16 protein-coding genes are annotated in these 18,922 nt (G+C 51.4%); 9 read left to right on the plus strand and 7 right to left on the minus strand.

Going from position 1 to position 18,922, the window contains the following annotated elements:
* The first annotated feature begins 1 nt into the window (after nucleotide 1).
* Nucleotides 2-1,282 (plus strand): glutamate-1-semialdehyde 2,1-aminomutase, encoded by a 1,281-nt coding sequence (gene hemL / locus KF839_RS05430; RefSeq protein ID WP_292916821.1) that lies wholly within the window; start codon nucleotides 2-4, stop codon nucleotides 1,280-1,282.
* Nucleotides 1,283-1,341: 59 nt separating this feature from the next.
* On the opposite strand, the gene KF839_RS05435 is transcribed toward hemL, so the two are convergent.
* A complete protein-coding gene (locus KF839_RS05435) occupies nucleotides 1,342-2,007 on the minus strand; it encodes a c-type cytochrome (protein ID WP_292916822.1) in 666 nt (221 codons plus the stop codon).
* Nucleotides 2,008-2,171: 164 nt separating this feature from the next.
* On the opposite strand from KF839_RS05435, the gene KF839_RS05440 reads away from it, so the two are divergent.
* From KF839_RS05440 to rdgB, 4 genes are all read left to right on the plus strand, one after another.
* Nucleotides 2,172-2,732, plus strand: coding sequence for an SPOR domain-containing protein (locus KF839_RS05440; RefSeq protein ID WP_292916823.1), 561 nt, complete (start codon nucleotides 2,172-2,174; stop codon nucleotides 2,730-2,732).
* A gap of 88 nt (nucleotides 2,733-2,820) precedes the next feature.
* Entirely contained in the window at nucleotides 2,821-3,627 is an 807-nt protein-coding gene (map, locus tag KF839_RS05445) for a type I methionyl aminopeptidase (protein WP_292916824.1), read from the plus strand.
* Between the two features lie 19 nt (nucleotides 3,628-3,646).
* Nucleotides 3,647-4,369, plus strand: coding sequence for a ribonuclease PH (rph, locus tag KF839_RS05450; protein WP_292916825.1), 723 nt, complete (start codon nucleotides 3,647-3,649; stop codon nucleotides 4,367-4,369).
* Nucleotides 4,366-4,968 carry an RdgB/HAM1 family non-canonical purine NTP pyrophosphatase gene (gene rdgB / locus KF839_RS05455; protein WP_292916826.1) on the plus strand — a complete coding sequence of 201 codons (603 nt, stop codon included), beginning with the start codon at nucleotides 4,366-4,368 and terminating at the stop codon, nucleotides 4,966-4,968. The genes rph and rdgB overlap by 4 nt, the downstream gene beginning before the upstream one ends.
* Before the next feature lie 50 nt (nucleotides 4,969-5,018).
* Here rdgB and KF839_RS05460 read toward each other — a convergent pair whose 3' ends face one another.
* The 4 genes from KF839_RS05460 to KF839_RS05475 form a co-directional block, all read right to left on the minus strand.
* Nucleotides 5,019-5,465 carry a phosphate-starvation-inducible PsiE family protein gene (locus tag KF839_RS05460; RefSeq protein ID WP_292916827.1) on the minus strand — a complete coding sequence of 149 codons (447 nt, stop codon included), beginning with the start codon at nucleotides 5,463-5,465 and terminating at the stop codon, nucleotides 5,019-5,021.
* A 130-nt stretch (nucleotides 5,466-5,595) separates the two neighbouring features.
* Complete coding sequence (locus KF839_RS05465; protein WP_292916828.1) at nucleotides 5,596-7,674, minus strand: serine/threonine-protein kinase; 2,079 nt, start codon at nucleotides 7,672-7,674, stop codon at nucleotides 5,596-5,598.
* The gene (locus tag KF839_RS05470) at nucleotides 7,653-8,411 is read right to left on the minus strand and encodes a hypothetical protein (RefSeq protein ID WP_292916829.1); all 759 of its coding nucleotides are present in this window, start codon (nucleotides 8,409-8,411) and stop codon (nucleotides 7,653-7,655) included. The genes KF839_RS05465 and KF839_RS05470 overlap by 22 nt, the downstream gene beginning before the upstream one ends.
* Nucleotides 8,412-8,429: 18 nt before the next feature.
* A complete protein-coding gene (locus KF839_RS05475; protein WP_292916830.1) occupies nucleotides 8,430-9,008 on the minus strand; it encodes a hypothetical protein in 579 nt (192 codons plus the stop codon).
* Nucleotides 9,009-9,208: 200 nt separating this feature from the next.
* On the opposite strand from KF839_RS05475, the gene KF839_RS05480 reads away from it, so the two are divergent.
* Nucleotides 9,209-10,384 carry a M20 aminoacylase family protein gene (locus tag KF839_RS05480; RefSeq protein ID WP_292916831.1) on the plus strand — a complete coding sequence of 392 codons (1,176 nt, stop codon included), beginning with the start codon at nucleotides 9,209-9,211 and terminating at the stop codon, nucleotides 10,382-10,384.
* A gap of 490 nt (nucleotides 10,385-10,874) precedes the next feature.
* Nucleotides 10,875-11,528, plus strand: coding sequence for a CCXG family PEP-CTERM protein (locus KF839_RS05485; RefSeq protein ID WP_292916832.1), 654 nt, complete (start codon nucleotides 10,875-10,877; stop codon nucleotides 11,526-11,528).
* 439 nt (nucleotides 11,529-11,967) lie between these two features.
* Here KF839_RS05485 and KF839_RS05490 read toward each other — a convergent pair whose 3' ends face one another.
* Nucleotides 11,968-13,308 carry a HEPN/Toprim-associated domain-containing protein gene (locus KF839_RS05490; protein WP_292916833.1) on the minus strand — a complete coding sequence of 447 codons (1,341 nt, stop codon included), beginning with the start codon at nucleotides 13,306-13,308 and terminating at the stop codon, nucleotides 11,968-11,970.
* A 177-nt stretch (nucleotides 13,309-13,485) separates the two neighbouring features.
* Nucleotides 13,486-16,944: a transcription-repair coupling factor gene (gene mfd / locus KF839_RS05495; RefSeq protein WP_292916840.1), complete on the minus strand. Its 3,459-nt coding sequence runs from the start codon at nucleotides 16,942-16,944 to the stop codon at nucleotides 13,486-13,488.
* Between the two features lie 282 nt (nucleotides 16,945-17,226).
* On the opposite strand from mfd, the gene KF839_RS05500 reads away from it, so the two are divergent.
* Nucleotides 17,227-18,048 carry a TRAP transporter TatT component family protein gene (locus KF839_RS05500; protein ID WP_292916834.1) on the plus strand — a complete coding sequence of 274 codons (822 nt, stop codon included), beginning with the start codon at nucleotides 17,227-17,229 and terminating at the stop codon, nucleotides 18,046-18,048.
* A 141-nt stretch (nucleotides 18,049-18,189) separates the two neighbouring features.
* On the plus strand, nucleotides 18,190-18,786 hold the full coding sequence (locus KF839_RS05505; protein WP_292916835.1) for a histidine phosphatase family protein: 597 nt from the start codon (nucleotides 18,190-18,192) through the stop codon (nucleotides 18,784-18,786).
* Nucleotides 18,787-18,922 lie beyond the last annotated feature (136 nt).

Genomic DNA, 18,922 nt, shown 5'->3' on the forward strand with positions numbered 1-18,922 from the left:
AATGACTTCACGCAATCATCAACTATTTGAACAATCACAACAATATATACCCGGCGGTGTGAATTCTCCCGTTCGAGCATTTAAATCGGTGGGAGGGGAACCGGTATTTTTTCAACGCGGTGAAGGCGCGTATTTCTGGGATGCGGATGGGAAATCCTATATTGATTATGTGGGGTCATGGGGACCGTTGATTTTGGGTCATGCTCATCCTGAGGTGGTGAAGGCCGTGCAAACCGCCGCTCAAAATGGATTGACTTTTGGCGCTCCTACCGAAGCGGAATTGGAAATCGCCAAGCTGATTTGCCAAATGGTTCCATCCATTGAACAAGTGCGATTGGTGAGTTCCGGCACGGAAGCGGGTATGAGCGTTATCCGCTTGGCGCGTGGTTTTACTGGCAGAAGCAAGATCATTAAATTCGAAGGTTGTTATCACGGTCATGACGATTCCTTGCTGGTCAAAGCGGGCTCGGGTGCCTTAACTTTCGGTAATCCAAGTTCCGCCGGCGTTCCTGCGGAAACAGCCGGGCATACCATTGTCCTGGATTACAACGATATATCCGGTATTGAAGAAGCCTTCAGCAAATGGGGTAATGAAATTGCGGCCGTGATTGTTGAACCGGTTGCGGGAAACATGAATTTGATCGCTCCGAAGGCGGATTTTCTCGCCAAACTGCGGACACTATGCTCGAAGAATGGCAGTGTGCTGATATTTGATGAAGTGATGACGGGGTTTCGTGTTGGATTGGGGTGCGCGCAAGGGCTTTATCAAATCAAACCTGATTTGACAGCTTTGGGGAAAGTTATTGGCGGCGGTATGCCGATGGCCGCATTTGGCGGACGCCGCGAGATCATGCAATGTCTTGCGCCATTGGGACCGGTTTATCAAGCGGGTACGCTTTCCGGAAATCCGGTGGCGGTTGCCGCTGGAATGGCGACGCTCCGATTAATTCAAGTGCCAGGGTTTTACGATAAGCTGTCAAATAGAACCCGGCAGCTTGTTGATGGCATTAGCGCAGCCGCGAAAAAATACGGCATCGATTTTTGCGCACAGTCGGTTGGCGGGATGTTCGGGCTTTATTTCAGCAAGGCTATTCCCACCAGTTTTGCCGAGGTAATGCAATGCGACAAGGCGGCGTTTAATCGATTTTTCCATGCCATGCTGGAGGAAGGCGTTTATTTTGCGCCTTCAGCGTTTGAGGCCGGATTCGTATCGTCAGCGCATGGCGACAGGGAACTTGATCAAACCTTGTCGGCAGCCGATAAAATATTTAAGAATTGGTAGCAGTGGATAACAAAAAAGGCGATCCTTGGATCGCCTTTTTTGTTTGTGCAGAATGTTCGTTAGCGAATCGTTGCAATATAAGCAGAAACGGCTCTCTTTTCATGCGCGCTCATGCGGCTGACAACTTGTTGCATGACCGCATTATCATTGGCGCGGTCGCCTTTGTTAAATTGATCGAGCTGCGACAATGTGTACTCTGCGTGTTGTCCGCCAACAGCAGGGTAATGGGGTGGAAGACCAGAGCCGTTCGGGCCGTGACAGCTTGCGCAGGCAGGAATGCCATTTTCAATATTGCCACCATGGTAAAGAATCTTGCCGACTTCCAGCATGCTCTCATCGACCGGTGCTTGGCTTGGATTGGTTTTTTGTTTGGCATAGTAGGCGCCCAATGCCTTCATGTCTTCTTGGGAAAGCGCCGCAACCATAGCGGACATCACGGGACTGTTACGCTTTGGCGGTTCCTCACCATTTGCCTTGAAATCCATCAACTGCTTGGTGATATACTCCGCATGCTGTCCGGCCAGAATCGGGTTCATTGGGATGACACTATTGCCGTCAGCGTTGTGGCAACCGGCGCAAGTGCCTGCGGCAATTTCTTCAACCGTAGCGGGTGCGGCAGCAGCAGGCGCAGGATCCGTGGAATCGGATTCGGAGGCTGTTTCGGCTGAAATCGGCATAGCGACTAATAATGCTGCAAATAAGACCATATTCTTGAAAATTTTCATGTTTCTTGTTCCGTTTTTAAAGGCATCTAAAAGTTGGTTGGTGTGTTTGTGAAATAACGGCGTATTTTAGCAAGGCAAAAGCGCGTTAACAACAAAATTAATAGGGTTGTTGTTATTTAATATTTTATTTTTCAATGAGAATAATCTTTATTATCCTGCTAATAGTGAACGTTGCATTTTTTGCCAGTCCGCAGTTTCGCTCGGATGTTCGAAATGACAACATTCCAACGCCCGTGAATCCGGAGAAGATTATTTTAGTACCGGCTCATGAAAATTGTTTAATATGGGGCAATTTTTACGAAGAACAAATACAATATGCAGTATCCGTATTATCCGAGCTATTTCCTGATTTGGTTTACAGTTTGGAGGAGGCTGGCGATACCGCCATGTACTGGCTTTATATTCCGCCTTATCCGAATAAAGAATTGGCCAATCGTGAAATCAACAAACTCAGAAATCTGGGGATCGTGAGTTTTCGTGTTAAAGACGACAATCAGTGGGAAAATGCCATATCGCTAGGCATGTTTTATGATCAGAACGACGCGCTCAAACAATTGCGGGAAGTGGAAAAGAAAGGAATCACGGTTGCTAAAATCGATAATCGAACCGTTCTTCTTAAAAAAATTGTTATTCGCGAATCGACGCAAATTATTAAGGATTCGATGCGTAAGTTAGCCGAGCAATTCGAGGATACGCATCTTCATTCCGATCAGTGTGAACGTTGATCCGATCGTTTCAATTTCAATAACAGACCGATAGTGGCATTTTAAAATACTGATATCCAGGACATCATCATATCTGAATGAAAACATTATGAAGGTAACCATTAAAACACCGCAGGAGATCGAGAAAATGCGCATCGCGGGGCGATTGGCCTCGGAGGTTCTGGATTTTATCGCTCCCCATGTCACAACCGGCATTACGACCGAAGAGTTGGATACGTTATGTCATAACTATATGGTGAATGTGCAGAAAACCATTCCGGCGCCGCTGAATTACGCGCCGTCCGGGCACGCGCCTTATCCAAAATCGATTTGCACGTCGGTCAACAATCAAATATGTCACGGTGTTCCAGGTAAGAAAATACTTAAAAACGGCGACATCATCAATGTCGACATCACTGTTATCTACGAAGGCTATCACGGCGATACCAGCCGAATGTTCTATGTCGGCGAACCTTCCATTCAAGCCAAGCGCTTGTGTGAGGTTACTTATGAGGCCATGTGGCGCGGCATTGATCAAATTGCACCGGGCAAGCATCTGGGCGATATCGGCTATGCCATTCAGAAATTGGCGGAAGGCGTCGGTTATAGCGTGGTCAGGGAATTTTGCGGTCATGGTATCGGTGCAAAATTTCACGAAGATCCGCAAGTACTGCATTACGGGCGCCCCGGTAACGGACTGGAACTCAAAACCGGCATGATTTTTACCGTGGAGCCGATGATCAACGCCGGAAAAGCCGCTATCCGTCATTTACCGGATGGCTGGACTGTCACCACCAAAGACGGTAGTTTATCCGCGCAATGGGAGCATACCATTCTAGTGACTGAAAACGGTCACGAAGTGCTGACTGTGTCGGCGGGTGCGCCTGCTAAACCGGCGTATCGTTTCTCTTCTTAATCTCATTACACAAAATTTTATGACACGCAGTTACCAACGCACGCCTACGCAAATCCGTCCGGTCAAAATCACGCGTCATTACATCAAGCACGCCGACGGCTCGGTGTTAATTGAATGCGGCGATACCCGGGTGATCTGCACCGCTACTATCGCCGAACAAGTACCACCTTTCCTTAAAGGACAAGGGCAAGGCTGGCTGACTGCCGAATATGGCATGCTGCCGGGATCGACGCATTCGCGCATGCAGCGAGAAGCCGCCAAAGGCAAGCAATCTGGGCGCACTATGGAGATTCAGCGTTTGATTGGCAGAGCGCTACGCGCTGCGGTGGATCTGGAGAAACTCGGCGAACGCACTATCCACATCGATTGCGATGTCATTCAGGCGGATGGCGGCACGCGCACTGCCAGCATCACCGGCGCGTATGTCGCGCTGCATGATGCTATTCAAAAATTGCTCGATCAACGGCGTGTCGAATTTTCACCAATTTTCGACCACGTCGCAGCGGTCTCGGTGGGTATTTTTGAAGGCACGCCGGTGTTGGATTTGGACTATGTCGAAGACTCCGCCTGTGACACCGATATGAATGTCGTTATGACCGGACGCTCGCACCTGATCGAAGTGCAAGGGACAGCCGAGGGCGCTGCATTCAGCCGCGACGAATTGAACACCATGCTCGATATGGCGCAGCATGGCATTCAAGAGTTAATTGCGATTCAAAAAACGGTATTGGGTCAATCGTGAATGCACTAAAGAAATTGGTCATCGCCAGCAACAATTCCGGCAAATTACGGGAGATCGGCGAATTGCTCGCACCATTGGCGATCGAGGTGATTCCGCAATCGCAATTCGCTGCCGGTGAAGTTGACGAACCGCATCCCGCATTTGTCGAAAATGCATTGGTTAAAGCCCGTCACGCGAGTCGTTGTTCCGGGCTACCCGCGCTGGCGGACGATTCAGGCATCTGCGTCAGCGCGCTGGACGGTTCTCCCGGTGTGAATTCCGCTCGTTATGCTGGGGAACCAAAATCCGATGAGCGGAACAATCAGAAACTTGTAGCGGCATTACAAGGCAAGGTAGATCGCCGTGCTTATTATTATTGCGTGATCGTTCTGGTCCGGCATGCCGATGATCCGCAACCGATCATTGTCGACGGCTCGTGGTATGGAGAAATCATCGATCAACCGCGCGGTGCCGGTGGCTTCGGTTACGATCCGTATTTCTGGGTACCCGAGTTCGGTAAAACTTCCGCTGAATTAACACCTGAACAGAAGAACCGCATCAGCCATCGCGGGCAAGCGCTGATGGAGCTGGCGGAGCAATTGCAAGCCGGAAAATTTTAATCTGTGAAAGGGCATTTGATTTTCCCGAAAAACTCGCAAAGAGCGGTGAGTTAATCGACGGCGTTGGGGGAAAAACGGATCGATACGATACGCAGCAAGATCAACATGGTGATGGCGGCAACATGAAGGCCGACATCAATGAAGGTATATTCTTTATACCAAAGTCCGATCAGTTCACCGATCAATACGACTAATGCGACATCCAAAATAAAGGTCACTTTGACACGCCCCAGCGATAGGTAAGATTGCAAGATTCGAATCAGTTCGAGCATCGCGAGGATCAGCACTATATCCACAATGATATGCTCGGCGATCTGTGCCCAGCCGTTTTTCAGAATCTCCGGCAAATTGAGCAATAAATTCAGCACACCGGCAGTAATCCAAGCATAAAGCGCGAGCATCAAAACACCCACGATGAATTGGATTGTGCGTGCATGCCAATTGCTATCGGTCAATAAAAAAACATTTTTCCTTGTTGCGATTTCTTGGCGAATCATTCGTCTCTCCGGTTATGGTGTGAAAAGAATCACGAAGCGCCATATTAGCGATGCCATATAAAAGTTTCATGACACCGTGCAAAGGTCTCTGCAGAAACACCGTGTTTTATGGGATCGCGGCAATACTGCGTTACACGGCGTAAGCCGAGGGTTGGAGAAAAGGGGGAAGAACGGCGTTATGCGGCGCAGCCAGCTCGATCATCAAGAGTCCCAAGTGCTTCTCAAAAGAATGCGCTTTGGAATATTTTGCGATCAGGCGCCGTGCATCCCGGGCCCAGGACATCTCGCCGGTGAGTTGATGAATCCTGAGTAATGCGAACACCCGGGCTGCCGGATCTTTGGGTTTCTTGGCCAGCAGTGCGCGTGTTTTAAAATGTGGTTGCGCCAAGACATCATGCGCCAGTGACCAGAGCCATACATGGCCTTTTTGCGTTTTATCGAATGTTTCGAGCCGGGCCGCGAATCCGGCTGGAATGGCCGCTACGCCGCATTTGATGAGTGTCAGAGTTGCCATCAGCCAAAGAGACTCTATCGGATCATCAACGGTTTTGTGAGAATGAGCCGCCGTTTGAATTTGTTCCAGGTTATGCAAAGCCCAATTTGCCAAGGGCGTCACATCAATATTGCGAAAATTATTGCCATTGAAAATATCCGCTGCCGCCAGAATGGCAGCCAGAATCCCGGATTTATCCGTCAACAATCCGGCTGCTGACAGGAATTTCTCAATCGCTTGCCGTTCCGTGACGATGTCCGAGCGTGCTCGCGCAATTCGGGCAGCAACCGCATGTGCTTGCCAATGCGGTTCCGCTTGTCCGACTAACACATCGGCAGCGGCTAATAGTTCAGCATTATCCAAGGTTAAAGCGGCTCGCAAGGCAAACCAGGCGCGATGCAGCGGAAGCTCCACGGATGGTTGGAGATTGCGTGTTTCTTCGATCTTCGCGTGGAGGATGGTTTCAGAAGTTGCAGGCCAACGCCGGGGCTTTTTCGATTTCCAATCCGTTGCGGCGAAGGCGTGCGCCATTTCGGCAACGGTCGAGTAACGTTCCTCCGGTTGTTTTGCTAACCCGCGGTTGATGATGGCTTCTACGGCGGGCCAGGCGGCGATGCCGCGAGCGGTAAAAGGCAGAGGAGGGTGCTCCACGATGTTGCGCAGCAGTTCGCTTTGAACCGCCGATGTTTCAATCGGGTGCAAGCCGGTCAGCAGAAGATATGCCATTACGCTGATGGCATACTGTTCGGAAACCGGATCTGCGGCAGGCGGAATTTGTCCGTCCGACAGTGAGCTTGCCATCTGAGGGTCGTAGAATTGCGGGATTCCGGTGCGCAACGGATCAACCGCAGGATTGACATGATCAAGCAGCCGGGCATTGCCAAAATCAAGAATGACGATACGTCCGTTATCACGAACCAAACAGTTGCCGGTATGAATATCGCCATGAAGGATACCATTAGCGTGAAGCCTGCCATAAGCTTCCAGCAGTTTTGTGACGACTGTGTGAAGTTGGCGCTTGTTACGAGCGGCACGAGCCCGTTGCGCGGCGATGGCGATCGATACGCCATCGCACCATTCCATGGCGATAAATGCGCGCCCTTGTTCGATAGCATGTTTCAATAATTGCGGGCTATCCATTCCCTGTAGCCGGTCCAGCGCTTTTGCTTCTCTTTCGAACATGTTGAATATTGCTTGCCGATCCGCCCGGGTAATTTTCAGTGCGACTAATGTGCCGTCGGCTTGCCGTGCGCGGTAGACTTCGGTATCTTCTAAAGAACGCACCAGCATTTCGATTTCAAAGCCTGCGAATTCCTGCCCGGCTCCGAAATTTGGCTCGGGGGACTGTGTGTCGGGGGAATCGTGCGGAACAAGAATTCTTATTTCGACCAATGTCGCGAGTGCGTCAAAAGCCAGATCAAGCATCACCATCGGATCCTGGCCGTGTGCCTGGCTGAAACGTAAAATCGCATCTGTCAGCAGACTGGGCGTGTGAAACTCTCTAATCAGTTCGGTGAGGGGGCGAGGTAAAAGTCTTGTGGTGATGCGAAATCCCGGGCGGGTGATAACGAACTGATCGTCATCAACGTAACCGATTTTAGCCTGCAACCGAGGCGATAACTCGGAAACCGGAAGCAGCTTTGCATCCGGCGGTAATACAAACAGGCTGGTCGTAAAATCAAATGACTCTTGAGTCACGACGGGCTTAGTGTCCAAAAATGTTCGACGATGGGCGCCCAACGGTCGGGGTCGATACCGGAATTGCGAAGATCGGTTAATGCGATAGCCGTGCGATGTGCGCTTTCACCAGGAAAAGATGCGGCCAGACTGGCAGCCAGGCGTTTGGTTATCCAGGATCGCCAGCTGATAGCCGATGCATTCACGGGGGGATCGATTCCGGAAGAAACGAGTCCGTTTCCCGCAATTTCTGCAGTGAAAGGAACGCCTTGCGCCGGGCAGCCTTGCAGTGATTTATCAAGTGCTGTTGCTACCCGCATCATGTGGGATTCGCTGTCGAAGTAAGCAACGATTTTGTCGGGGCGCAATAACCCCTCAATACCTCGCCCGACTTTAAATGATCGTACTTCGTTGCGGGTAAATTGTTCGGCAATGACCGGAAATGCATCGCTTAAGGCTTCCGGTTTCGGGCTGACATACAGTTTGCAAGCCGTGGAAATTTGTTCGGGCAGCGCCGTTCTTGCGAAAGAATACCATCCGGCGAGCGCATGAGCATCATAAGCAGTTTCGAGCTGACGGCGAACATGCGCGCCTTTTGTTAAACCGAGGATAGCCATCGGATCGTCATCGGGACCAAAGTCGCGTTCGATGGCAGGTCCGCACGGTGCGATTCCGAAACGATAAAGCCAACGTGCAATAACCGCGGTTTCTTCGCAAGGCCCGGTGGCGGCCATGCGGATGGCAGTCAGTGACAATGCCGCGATACGACTGCTCACCGCTATGACCGGGCCTGATTAACCCAGGCTCTTCAATGCTTCTTGCAATTGCGCGCGAACGGTTGCAACCTCGGTGCCTTGAGGCGCTTGAGCCGCCGCTACTTTATCGACATAGGCCACTGTCTGTGCAAGTTGTTTTCTGAGTCGGGGCAGTTCCGTTACCCTGTGAACCGAAATACCGACATGAACCACCGGTGTTAAAGTTGGCGGTATCGTTTCGTAGGACGTACCTCCGCAATCAGGATTGGGTAATCCGACGCTGCCGCCACCGCCTAGCGATGCAAAGGCTGCGCTGGCAACCACGGCGGCGCCGATGTCATGAATCGCTGAACGGATAATAGGGTTACCGCCGGCATCGTTTTGCACAAATGCGCGCGCGACCTCGTCAAATTTTTTAGCTTTGACAGCCTCTGCGATCGTGCCGCGAACGGCTTCGATCAGTCCGAGATTCACTAACACGCTGGCAATCGGCGAAATCGGTGTTGGCGGTGTTTCATCATCCGGTCCGGGTAACCATGTTCCGCCACGACCTCCGCTGCTGATACTGATTGCTAAATCTCTGATGAGAAAATCTTGTTTGACAAACTTCTTGTTCATGACAACCTCCCTTGAATGGTTACATGTACCTAAAGCTTCAGATAGGACGGGAGAAAGCTCTCCCGGTTATTGAACATACTGAAAGTCTTTTGTATTGTCAAATGATTGGCGTGATAAATGAATAATTTCCTTGAACTGCTGTTAGCTGCATCAATCCACCCATGATACGATGCGCAAGTTTTGACAACGATTGATCAACCATGGCCATCAATCCAGAGATACTCGCATTGCACGCCGAGATGCAGCGTTGGCGCAGACAAATCCATCAGCATCCGGAAACCGCTTTTGAGGAAGACGCGACGGCGCAGTTGATCATGCAGCAACTGCGACAAGCGGGGATCGAAGTGCATCAGGGATTGGCGGAAACCGGCGTGGTCGGCGTGTTACGCCGTGGCCGGAGCAACAACAGCATTGCGCTGCGCGCCGACATGGATGCGTTGTATATCCAGGAACAAAACAGTTTTGCGCACGCATCGTGCCATCAAGGCAAAATGCACGCTTGCGGTCACGACGGCCATTGCGCCATGCTGCTTGGTGCCGCCTGTCATCTCGCCAAACATGGTGGTTTCGACGGTACTGTGTATTTCATTTTTCAACCGGCGGAAGAATGCCGTGCCGGTGCGCATCAGATGATCAGCGAGGGATTGTTCGAACAATTTCCGGCGCAGCGCGTATTCGGCATGCATAACTTTCCGGATGTTCCGGTTGGTCATTTCGCCGTCAAAACCGGACCGATGATGGCATCGTTCGATTGTTTTGAAATTACCTTCCACGGTCAAGCCACGCATGCCGCCATGCCGCATCTGGGCAATGATGTACTGGTCGCCGCAGCGCACCTGGTTACGCAACTGCAAACCATCGTCAGCCGCCGGATCGATCCCGCCGATGCCGCGGTAGTGAGCGTTACGCAAATCCATGGCGGCAATACCTGGAATGCGTTGCCGGATTCTGCGGTGGTGCGTGGTACTTTTCGCAGTTTTAAAAAAGCTGTGCGCGAGCAACTGGAACAAGGTATCCGCCAACTGACGCAAAGTGTCGCGCAGGGTTTTGGCATTCATGCCGACATCCTTTTCAATCCCGAAAACCCCGGTTATCCGGTCACCATCAACAGTTCCGTTGAAACCGCCAGCGCCATTCGCGCCGCAGTGGCAATTGCCGGCGAACATCGTGTCAATACCGCGCCTATCCCCAGCATGGGTGCCGAAGATTTTGCATTCATGCTGGAACAAAAACCGGGTTGCTATATCTGGATCGGGAATGGCAACTCGAGCGGCAATTGTTTGCTGCATAATCCCCATTATGACTTCAACGATGAGATATTACCGCTCGGCGCTGCGTACTGGGTGAAGCTGGTGGAGAACGAATTGCCGAAGTAGTCTTTGCGAGGTCCGTTAAAAAACCTGCAATCAGGTCTTTTTAAAAAGTTTCTAAAAGATTAATGATGACGCATCGAATTCTTGCGGAGGTATCCGTCAGCATTGCTGAATTGAAGACAAATTCCATGAAAATCGTGGCCAGCGGCAACGGCATACCGATAAATACCCGCAAGATCAAGTTGCGCCAACTCGGTTACCGGCTTGTTTATTGTAAACAACGCTAAAAATTCTTATAGCGCTAAGGAAACGCTGATTAATTGATTGCACGAGCGAATCACTTCGTTGCGCGGTACTCGCTCCCTCACCTATCTTGTTGATATGTCTCGGTTGCTCCGTTCCGTGCGCCTCGTGCTTCATCTCGTTCGTCGAATTAATCAGTGTTCCCTAAATTAAATCCTGAATTGTTCGTTTCTAAAAAAAGTATAGGAATATTCCGATAGCTTTTTTCTATACTTTGAGAAGTTCATTCTATATAAATGGAGCAAGTGATATGAAAAATAGATTCAAATTTTCAGCGGCAATCGTGTCGTTTGTGTTATGCAGCAGCGCAAATGCCAGTTTGATTACGATTGAAACCGGTTTTTCCGCCGCTGGCGCGCAAGTTGATGCTTTGGCGTATCAGGCCCTGGTGAATAGCGCCGTTGCCATCCCGTCGCCTGGTTATGGCAGTACAACCGTTCCGGTGTACGACAACATAGCCAATCACAGTTTATTTCCAGGCGGTTCGTTTACCGACATTGCTTTCAAATCGACTGTTGATTTTTATGTGTCCCCGGCAGACGCTGGCGCATGGCAAATTCGGGCAGGCGTTGATTTCGGTCACGGCGGGGCCATTTTTGTCGACGGCGTCGCGTATGACTTTAAGACTAACGACATGTGGTGGGCTGGCAGCTACAGCGATTCATCGCAATATCTGAGTATCAATTCACTGACACTTGCGGCCGGTCACCATACGCTCAACCTCTATGGTCTTGAAGGTTGTTGCGATGGCTTCCAGCAAGCGCAATTCAGGATTGGCGGCAGTGGCGATTTTGTAACATTCAGCGCGGATGATAATTTATCCCCCGTTCCGGAACCTGAAACGCATGCCATGCTGTTAGTTGGATTGGGACTGCTGTTTTTCTCGGTTCGCCGGAAGAAATAAGGTTTTTACTTAACTTAAGAAACTTTAGAAGCCCGTCTGATGACGGGTTTTTTCTTGTTCTTGGTTCTAATAACAAACCATAAGGAAAACGAGGAGGAAGCGCGCGATGCCCTTTAGGGATAACTTCTGCATAAAGCAGGAGTTTCTGTTCCGGGCGTTTCAGCTTGTAACTCGATAGCAACAACAAATTCTTCGCCAAATTCAGGATTCTGCGTTTCATACCACATACGCCCCACGAGCGGCATTTTTCCGATATGATGCGCCTCCTTGCGGTCGGCACATCCTACCGGACTTTTCTGGCAGAGTAAGTTCGGATTTTTGCTGTCATTCTAATTTACCGTATTGGCCAACGCCGAAGCTCAGCCTTGGCGGAGCCGTCGGCTGCAGCGCCCAGTTAGGCAGCTCACTCTTTCTGTCCAACGTGCGATAACCACCTCATCTACACATTTGGATCCCATTGGTCGACAGCGATTGCTGTACATTCGGCGACGAGCAGATCGAGTACTGACTCGATCTTACTAACGTCATACGCTCCTTCGGCCAAGGTTTCGGAGGTTTGTTTCAAAAATTCCTTGCTATAAGATTCCTTGTACTCCAGCGCTCCCTGATAGGTGTCGAGGCTCTTTTTGTAGTTGGTCCAGAGCACCTTGGCCGGTGGGTGACCGCCGACGTCGAGGTCGAGATAGCACTCGATCGCCGCCGCGCGCCTGTTAATGTCCGAGTCGCGGAGTCCCTCGGGACCTTGCGCCGGAAACTGGCGGAATTCCTCGAGCTCGGGCAACATGATCCCGCGCATGTTCGCAGGCAGGGTGAGAGTGGACAGACGCTGATGGGCGTCGAGCCCCTCAGCGTCATTGTCGAATACGAAAATCACCTGATTCTGGACGTCTATCTTAGCAAGCCCTTCGGCGAACTTAACTAGGTTGCCTGTACCCGAAAATGGATGGCTTTCGCTCACGTCGATGAATCGAAAGAAATCCTCGATCCCTGGCCGCAACAGTGCGAGCGCATGCTTTAAGATATGAACATCCGAGCTACCTTCGGTCGCGATCAGGAATGTCTCGGTTCGCCGGGCGTGAGGCACGAACTCCCGCTCTGTTGCCCATCCGGCCTGTACCAACGGTCCATATTGCCAAACAACAGGAGCGTCCTCGTTCGCCTCCGCAAAGAGGCGCAGGAGCGAGTACGGGTGAAGGATATCTACTAATCCGCCGAAAAAGCTTCGCTCCGAATATGCATGGATATCATAAGATCGGTAGCCGGGAATTCGCTCAAACTGCATCCCATCGAATCGCCCTCGGATCTTCTTTTCGCTTGCATTGTCCGCGCCCGAGATAAAAGTGTCATCGAGACTATCAATCGAGTGCGAGGTAACAAATGTGCAAAACTCCGCAAAGCTCATCAGGTCAAGAATGGACTCATCATCGTCTTGAAGAGATTGTCTCTCTTCTAACCAGTCTTTCGCGACGGCATCATATTCACGGCGGACGCGCTCCAGATTGAAACCTAGTAGTTCGAGGCGTGGAACGACATGCTTAAGTGGGCGCGTGAATGCCATCTCGGAAAGTGTTGGATCCTCGCCCTCCGCTTCATACCAATCGTAGTCGAGCTGGTTATTTTCTATCACTTTTCGATCTTTTTCCTGAAAAATAGATCCGTGATCAATTCCACGATGGTTCTTGCTGTACGTGACCGATACCCCGGCCACATCGAGCGTTATCTCTGTACCCACGTTTCCCTCTGCCCGTAAATAGACGACCACAACTGCCGCGCCACCCATACTCCCGTGGATGGCGGTCTTTTACCACGGCCCAGATGGCTAATGCAGGCGCTTTCCGCATGTATGCCTAACTAGAATTAGACGTCCAGAATGACGCAATATAATGAGTCAATTTGATTTTTAATATATCACACCTACTAAATTCATAAGCCGACGAAGAAAGCTATTCTCACCCCTTTACCCCAACTTATTCATCAATTCCTTAATCCGCATTACCCGCTTATTCACGTCCTCGATCTTCACCAGAATTTTCAACCGATCCTGACCGGAGAGCGAGTATTCGCGGCTGCTTTGGATCAGTTGGATGATTTTGAGCGGGTCGATCGGCGGGTTGGGGATGAATTGCACTTGGATGCTGTCGGCGCTGGCGTCGATGCGGGTGATGCCGAGCGGTTTGGCGATGATGCGCAGGCGGTGGCAGTCGAGCAGGGCGCGCGCCGGGTTGGGCAGCAGGCCGAAGCGGTCGATCAGTTCGCGTTGCATGTCGTCGAGCTGGTCGTTGTCGGTGCAGTTGGCCATGCGCTTGTACAGCACCAGGCGTTCGTGGATGTCATGGCAGTAGTCGTCCGGCAGCAGCGCGGGGACGTGCAGGTTGATTTCGGTGGCGACGCCGAGCGGGTGCTGCATGTCGGGTTCTTTGCCTTGTTTGAGCGACTGGATCGCGGTATCCAGCATTGTACTGTACAGGCTGAAGCCGATTTCCTGCATTTCGCCGCTCTGCGATTCGCTTAAGACAGCACCGGCGCCACGGATTTCCAGGTCGTGCATCGCCAAATAAAACCCGGAGCCGAGTTCTTCCATCGCTTGAATCGCTTCCAGGCGTTTTTTCGCTTGCGCGCCGAGCGCTTCTTCCGGTGGCGTGAGCAAATACGCGTAAGCTTGATGGTGTGAGCGTCCGACCCTTCCGCGCAGTTGATGCAATTGCGCCAGACCGAACTTGTGCGCTTCGTTGATGATGATGGTGTTGGCGCTGGGGATGTCGATGCCGGTTTCGATGATCGTGGTGCACAGCAGAATGTTGAAACGCTGCTGGTAAAAGTCGCGCATGACGTGTTCCAGTTCGCGTTCCGGCATTTGGCCGTGGGCGATATTGATGCGCGCCTCCGGCAGCAGTCCGGACAGTTTCTCGTACATCAATTGAATGCTGCTGACTTCGTTGTGCAGGAAATAAATTTGCCCGCCGCGTTTCAGTTCGCGCAGGCACGCTTCGCGGATGATGCCCATCGAGAAACTGGTGACGAAGGTGCGGATCGCCAGGCGGCGCTGCGGTGCGGTGGCGATGATGGAAAAATCGCGCAGCCCTTCCAGCGACATCGCCAAGGTGCGCGGGATCGGCGTCGCGGTCAGCGTCAGCACGTCGACTTCGGCGCGGAGTTTTTTGAGCTGTTCTTTTTGCCGTACGCCGAAACGATGTTCCTCGTCGATAATGACCAGTCCGAGATTTTTGAAGTGCACGTCCTTCTGAATCAGCTTGTGCGTACCAATGATGATGTCGATCTCGCCTTTGGCCAGACCGGCAATCGCTTGCGTTTGCTCCTTGGCGGAGCGGAAGCGCGACAGTTCGGCGATTCTGACCGGCCATTGATCGGCGATCAAGCCGAAACGGTCGGAAAAATTCTGGAAATGCTGCTCGGCGAGCAGCGTGGTCGGCACCAGTACCGCGACTTGCTTGCCGTCGGCCACGGCGATAAATGCGGCACGCAATGCCACTTCGGTTTTGCCGAAGCCGACGTCGCCGCAGATCAACCGGTCCATCGGTTTGCCGGATGTCAAATCCTCGATCACCGCTTTGATCGCCGCCGCCTGATCGGGTGTTTCCTCGAAGCCGAAACCTTCAGCAAAGGCATCGTAATCGTGTTGCTGCAGCGAGAATTGATGACCTTCGCGCGCGGCGCGTTGGGCGTAAAGATTCAGCAACTCCGCCGCGGTGTCGCGCACTTGTTGCATCGCTTTGCGTTTGGCTTTGTCCCACTGGCTGCTGCCGAGCTTGTGCAACGGCGCCGATTCCGGCGCGCCGCCGCTGTAGCGCCCGATCAAATACAGTTGCGACACCGGCACGTACAATTTGTCGCCGCCGTCGTATTCCAACGCCAGAAATTCGCTCATTTCGCCGGGTCCGCCTTCGCCGACGTCCATGCTGACCAGGCCGAGGTAGCGGCCGATGCCGTGCTGCTCGTGAACGACCGGGTCACCCGGTTTGATTTCAGACAAATCGCGCAGGATGTTGTCGGTCGATGTCGTCGATTTGCGCGATTCGCGCTCGCGGCGGCCGTGCACATGCGTGGCGTACAATTCGCTTTCGGTGATGAAAGTGATTTTTGCAGCGTTCTCGATAAAACCGGTATACAACGGCGCAACGCTAAGCATGAAAGCTTCGTTGCTGTTTAGGAACGCGTCGAAATCCAGGCAAACTACCGGATGCAGGTCGTATTGCTGCAAATACTCGGCGACCAATTCGCGCCGCCCCAAGCTTTCCGCCAATAGCAGCACCCGTCCGCCGGTCATTTTGAATTGCGCGATGAATACGGCTAGTTTTTCCAATGGATTTTCCGCGTGCCGGTTAACTTGGACCGACGGTAGCGGCTGGCTGGTTTTGACGTCAGCGACTTTAACGTCCTGTGGATTCACCAATAATTCAATGCGCGCGTAAGGTTTGATCGAACCGAAGAACTGATCGCCGGTGAGAAACAACTCGGTCGGCGGCAGTAGTGGCCGGTCGCTGTCGCCGCGCAATAATTGATAACGCGATTGCGTGTCGCGCCAGAATTCGTCGAGGATCGGGCGCACATCGTGATGCAAGCAGAGCAGGGTGTTGTCCGGCAGATAATCGAATAGCGTCGCGGTTTGCTCGAAAAACAGCGGCAAATAATATTCGATACCGGCGGGGGTGCCGCCCTTGCTGATGTCTTTGTAAATTTGTTTTTTCGACGGATCGCCTTCGAATTGCTCGCGGAATTTGCCGCGGAAAAACGTGCGTCCGGCTTCGTCGAGCGGAAACTCGCGCGCCGGTAGCAGTCGGATTTCCTTGACCGGATAGATACTGCGTTGCGTATCGACATCGAAGGTGCGGATGGTGTCGATGTCGTTGTCCATCAGGTCGATACGGTACGGCAGTGGACTGCCCATCGGGTACAAATCGATCAGGCCGCCGCGCACGCTGTATTCGCCGGGTGAAAATACTTGCGTGACATGCGAATAGCCGGCCAAGGTTAATTGGCTGCGCAATGCGGCGACATCGAGCGTTTCGCCTTGCTTGAGAAAGAACGTGTGCGCGGCGAGATATTCGCGCGGCAGCATGCGGTACAGCGCGGTGGTCAGCGGTGCGATCAACACGTCGCACGCGCCGGTCATCACTTGATAGAGCGTTGCCAGTCGTTCCGAGACTAAATCGTGATGCGGTGAGAAGGTGTCGTACGGCAGCGTTTCCCAGTCCGGCAGCAGATGCGTTCGTAAGCCGGGAGCAAAGTAAGGGATCTCTTCCAGCAATCGCTGCGCATCAAGCGCGTTAGCAGTGATGATTGTAAGCGGTTTCGCTTGCTGTCCGAGCTGCGCCAGAAAAAGCGCATCACTGGAGCCGGAAAAATCAGCATAACGGAGGATAGTGCCGAGTGCAGGTAGATTGTATGGTTGTTGCATGCTTAGAACGTGATTGTCCGGCGATGCCGGGAAAAAGATTCCGGCAAAACCGATCATGAATCAAAATCCATATATTATATGCCAGTTCGAAGCTGCTTTATTAATTGCAGGCGCTGTTAGATTACGATGGACCCACACTATAAACAATGCATAAATTCCCACGTTATTTTTAGTTTTAAATTGCCCCAAATAGCGCTATTCTTAATGCATGTGATTTAACTGTTTGTATTTGTCTTAGAATATGTAAATAGCTTTTCCGACGGAATAGAGATGAGTGCTTTCATGAAAAAAAACCTATTGCAACTTAAAGAAAAAGTAACACGATCTGCTTGCAGAATGGTTGTGGTTGCTTGCTTTGCAACACCGGTTTTTGCACAGAATGTCTCTTCCGTAGTATTAACCGATGAGAATCAAAAAAGAATCGAACTGGCGGTGTGGAAATATGCTATTGATACTCCTTTTTTGATGGAAACCATCGCGTGGATTCACGATTTGACCAAAAATACCCGCGAATCGGCCGCTATCGCCGAACTTTCACGTTTGGAATTTATGCGCGCGCAACTTGAATTCGACAGGGATTACCGGATTCAGCTATTTGAGCGCAGTATTGTGACTGCGGATAGAGCGTTGATGATGAATCCCAATGATGTGCGCGGTCTTTTCTGGAAAGCCGCGGCGATGGGAAAAATGGCGGAAAGCAGCGGTATATTGAATGCGTTGCGAATGCTTCGACCCATGGAAGAATTGCTGTTAAAAGTGGTTGAGCTGGATGAAAGATACGAAAATGCAGGCGCACATCGGGCATTGGGCCGCATGTATCATAAACTGCCCGGTTTTCCGGTAAGCTTTGGCAGTAACCAGAAAGCGTTAGCGCACCTCAAGCGAGCGCATGAGCTTTTTCCTGAAGATGTCATCACCCGTGCATTTTATGCCGAGTTGTTGTATGACATTGGCAGAAAACATGAAGCACGCGAGCATGCGGATTTTGTGCTCACAACGCCGATTGCTGAAGAAGACGCGCTGGAGTTTGCGGAGTATGTCAACATTGCGCTCGGAGTCGTCAAGAAAACCAGCGGGTCGAATATCCGGCTGGGAAATTACTAAAACTTTGGTGAATACCTATCAATCTCGGCGTGTGAAAACACGCTGCTCGTAAACTCAAAATCCTTTTTTGGTTATCTCACGTTTCCCCGTCGATCAAATCGGATAAACTATTCAATCCCGATTTTTCTTAGCCAAGTTTTTATGACAGAAACGGTTATCGATTTAATCCGCCACGGTGAACCGGCCGGCGGGCGCCGCTATCGCGGGCATGGTGTGGACGATCCGCTTACGGAAAAAGGATGGACGCAAATGTGGAGCGCAGTGGGCGATTATCGTCAATGGAATCATATCGTCAGCTCACCGCTGTTGCGCTGTCATACATTTGCAACGGCGCTTGGGGAGCGTTACGGTATCCCCGTCACCATCGAACCGCGTTTCAAGGAAGTTGGCTTCGGAACTTGGGAAGGACTCGATCACGATGAAATCAAAATTGCTCGCGTAACCGAATATCAGGCGTTTTTGCAGGATCCGGTCAATTGTCGCCCTGACGGCGCCGAGCCGCTCGATGACTTTGTTCAGCGTGTTAATGACGCTTATGATGAAGTCATCGCACGTCATACTGGCGAACGGATTTTGATTGTTGCGCATGCCGGCGTGCTGCGTGCGATTATCGCCAAAACCATCTATGCCGCGCCGACCGGGCTTTACCGGATCAAGATCCGCAACGGCGGTGTAACGCGCATACGTCATTCATCCGAAGGTGGCATTCTGGAGTTTCTGAACGGGAAATTATCCTAGAAAAGAAATTGCTTGTAGAAATACACTTTATCGTCAAAGCGCAAGCAAGTAACCGCCTGACTGAATGATAGCTCGATTCATTGTTAAGCAAATGAAAAGCTGGATTGTTTTAGTCTTCCTTCAGTAGTTTTTCATC

The organism is Nitrosomonas sp., assembly GCF_019635155.1.
GTDB lineage: Bacteria > Pseudomonadota > Gammaproteobacteria > Burkholderiales > Nitrosomonadaceae > Nitrosomonas.

Excerpts from the sequence above, each read along its gene's own strand:
- KF839_RS05500 (WP_292916834.1), top strand. The coding sequence starts at position 17,227 with ATGAAAAAAAACCTATTGCAACTTAAAGAAAAAGTAACACGATCTGCT.
- map (WP_292916824.1), top strand. The coding sequence starts at position 2,821 with ATGAAGGTAACCATTAAAACACCGCAGGAGATCGAGAAAATGCGCATC.
- mfd (WP_292916840.1), bottom strand. The coding sequence starts at position 16,944 with ATGCAACAACCATACAATCTACCTGCACTCGGCACTATCCTCCGTTAT.
- KF839_RS05485 (WP_292916832.1), top strand. The coding sequence starts at position 10,875 with ATGAAAAATAGATTCAAATTTTCAGCGGCAATCGTGTCGTTTGTGTTA.
- KF839_RS05480 (WP_292916831.1), top strand. The coding sequence starts at position 9,209 with ATGGCCATCAATCCAGAGATACTCGCATTGCACGCCGAGATGCAGCGT.
- KF839_RS05505 (WP_292916835.1), top strand. The coding sequence starts at position 18,190 with ATGACAGAAACGGTTATCGATTTAATCCGCCACGGTGAACCGGCCGGC.
- KF839_RS05475 (WP_292916830.1), bottom strand. The coding sequence starts at position 9,008 with ATGAACAAGAAGTTTGTCAAACAAGATTTTCTCATCAGAGATTTAGCA.
- rph (WP_292916825.1), top strand. The coding sequence starts at position 3,647 with ATGACACGCAGTTACCAACGCACGCCTACGCAAATCCGTCCGGTCAAA.
- KF839_RS05435 (WP_292916822.1), bottom strand. The coding sequence starts at position 2,007 with ATGAAAATTTTCAAGAATATGGTCTTATTTGCAGCATTATTAGTCGCT.
- KF839_RS05490 (WP_292916833.1), bottom strand. The coding sequence starts at position 13,308 with ATGGGTGGCGCGGCAGTTGTGGTCGTCTATTTACGGGCAGAGGGAAAC.
- KF839_RS05460 (WP_292916827.1), bottom strand. The coding sequence starts at position 5,465 with ATGATTCGCCAAGAAATCGCAACAAGGAAAAATGTTTTTTTATTGACC.
- hemL (WP_292916821.1), top strand. The coding sequence starts at position 2 with ATGACTTCACGCAATCATCAACTATTTGAACAATCACAACAATATATA.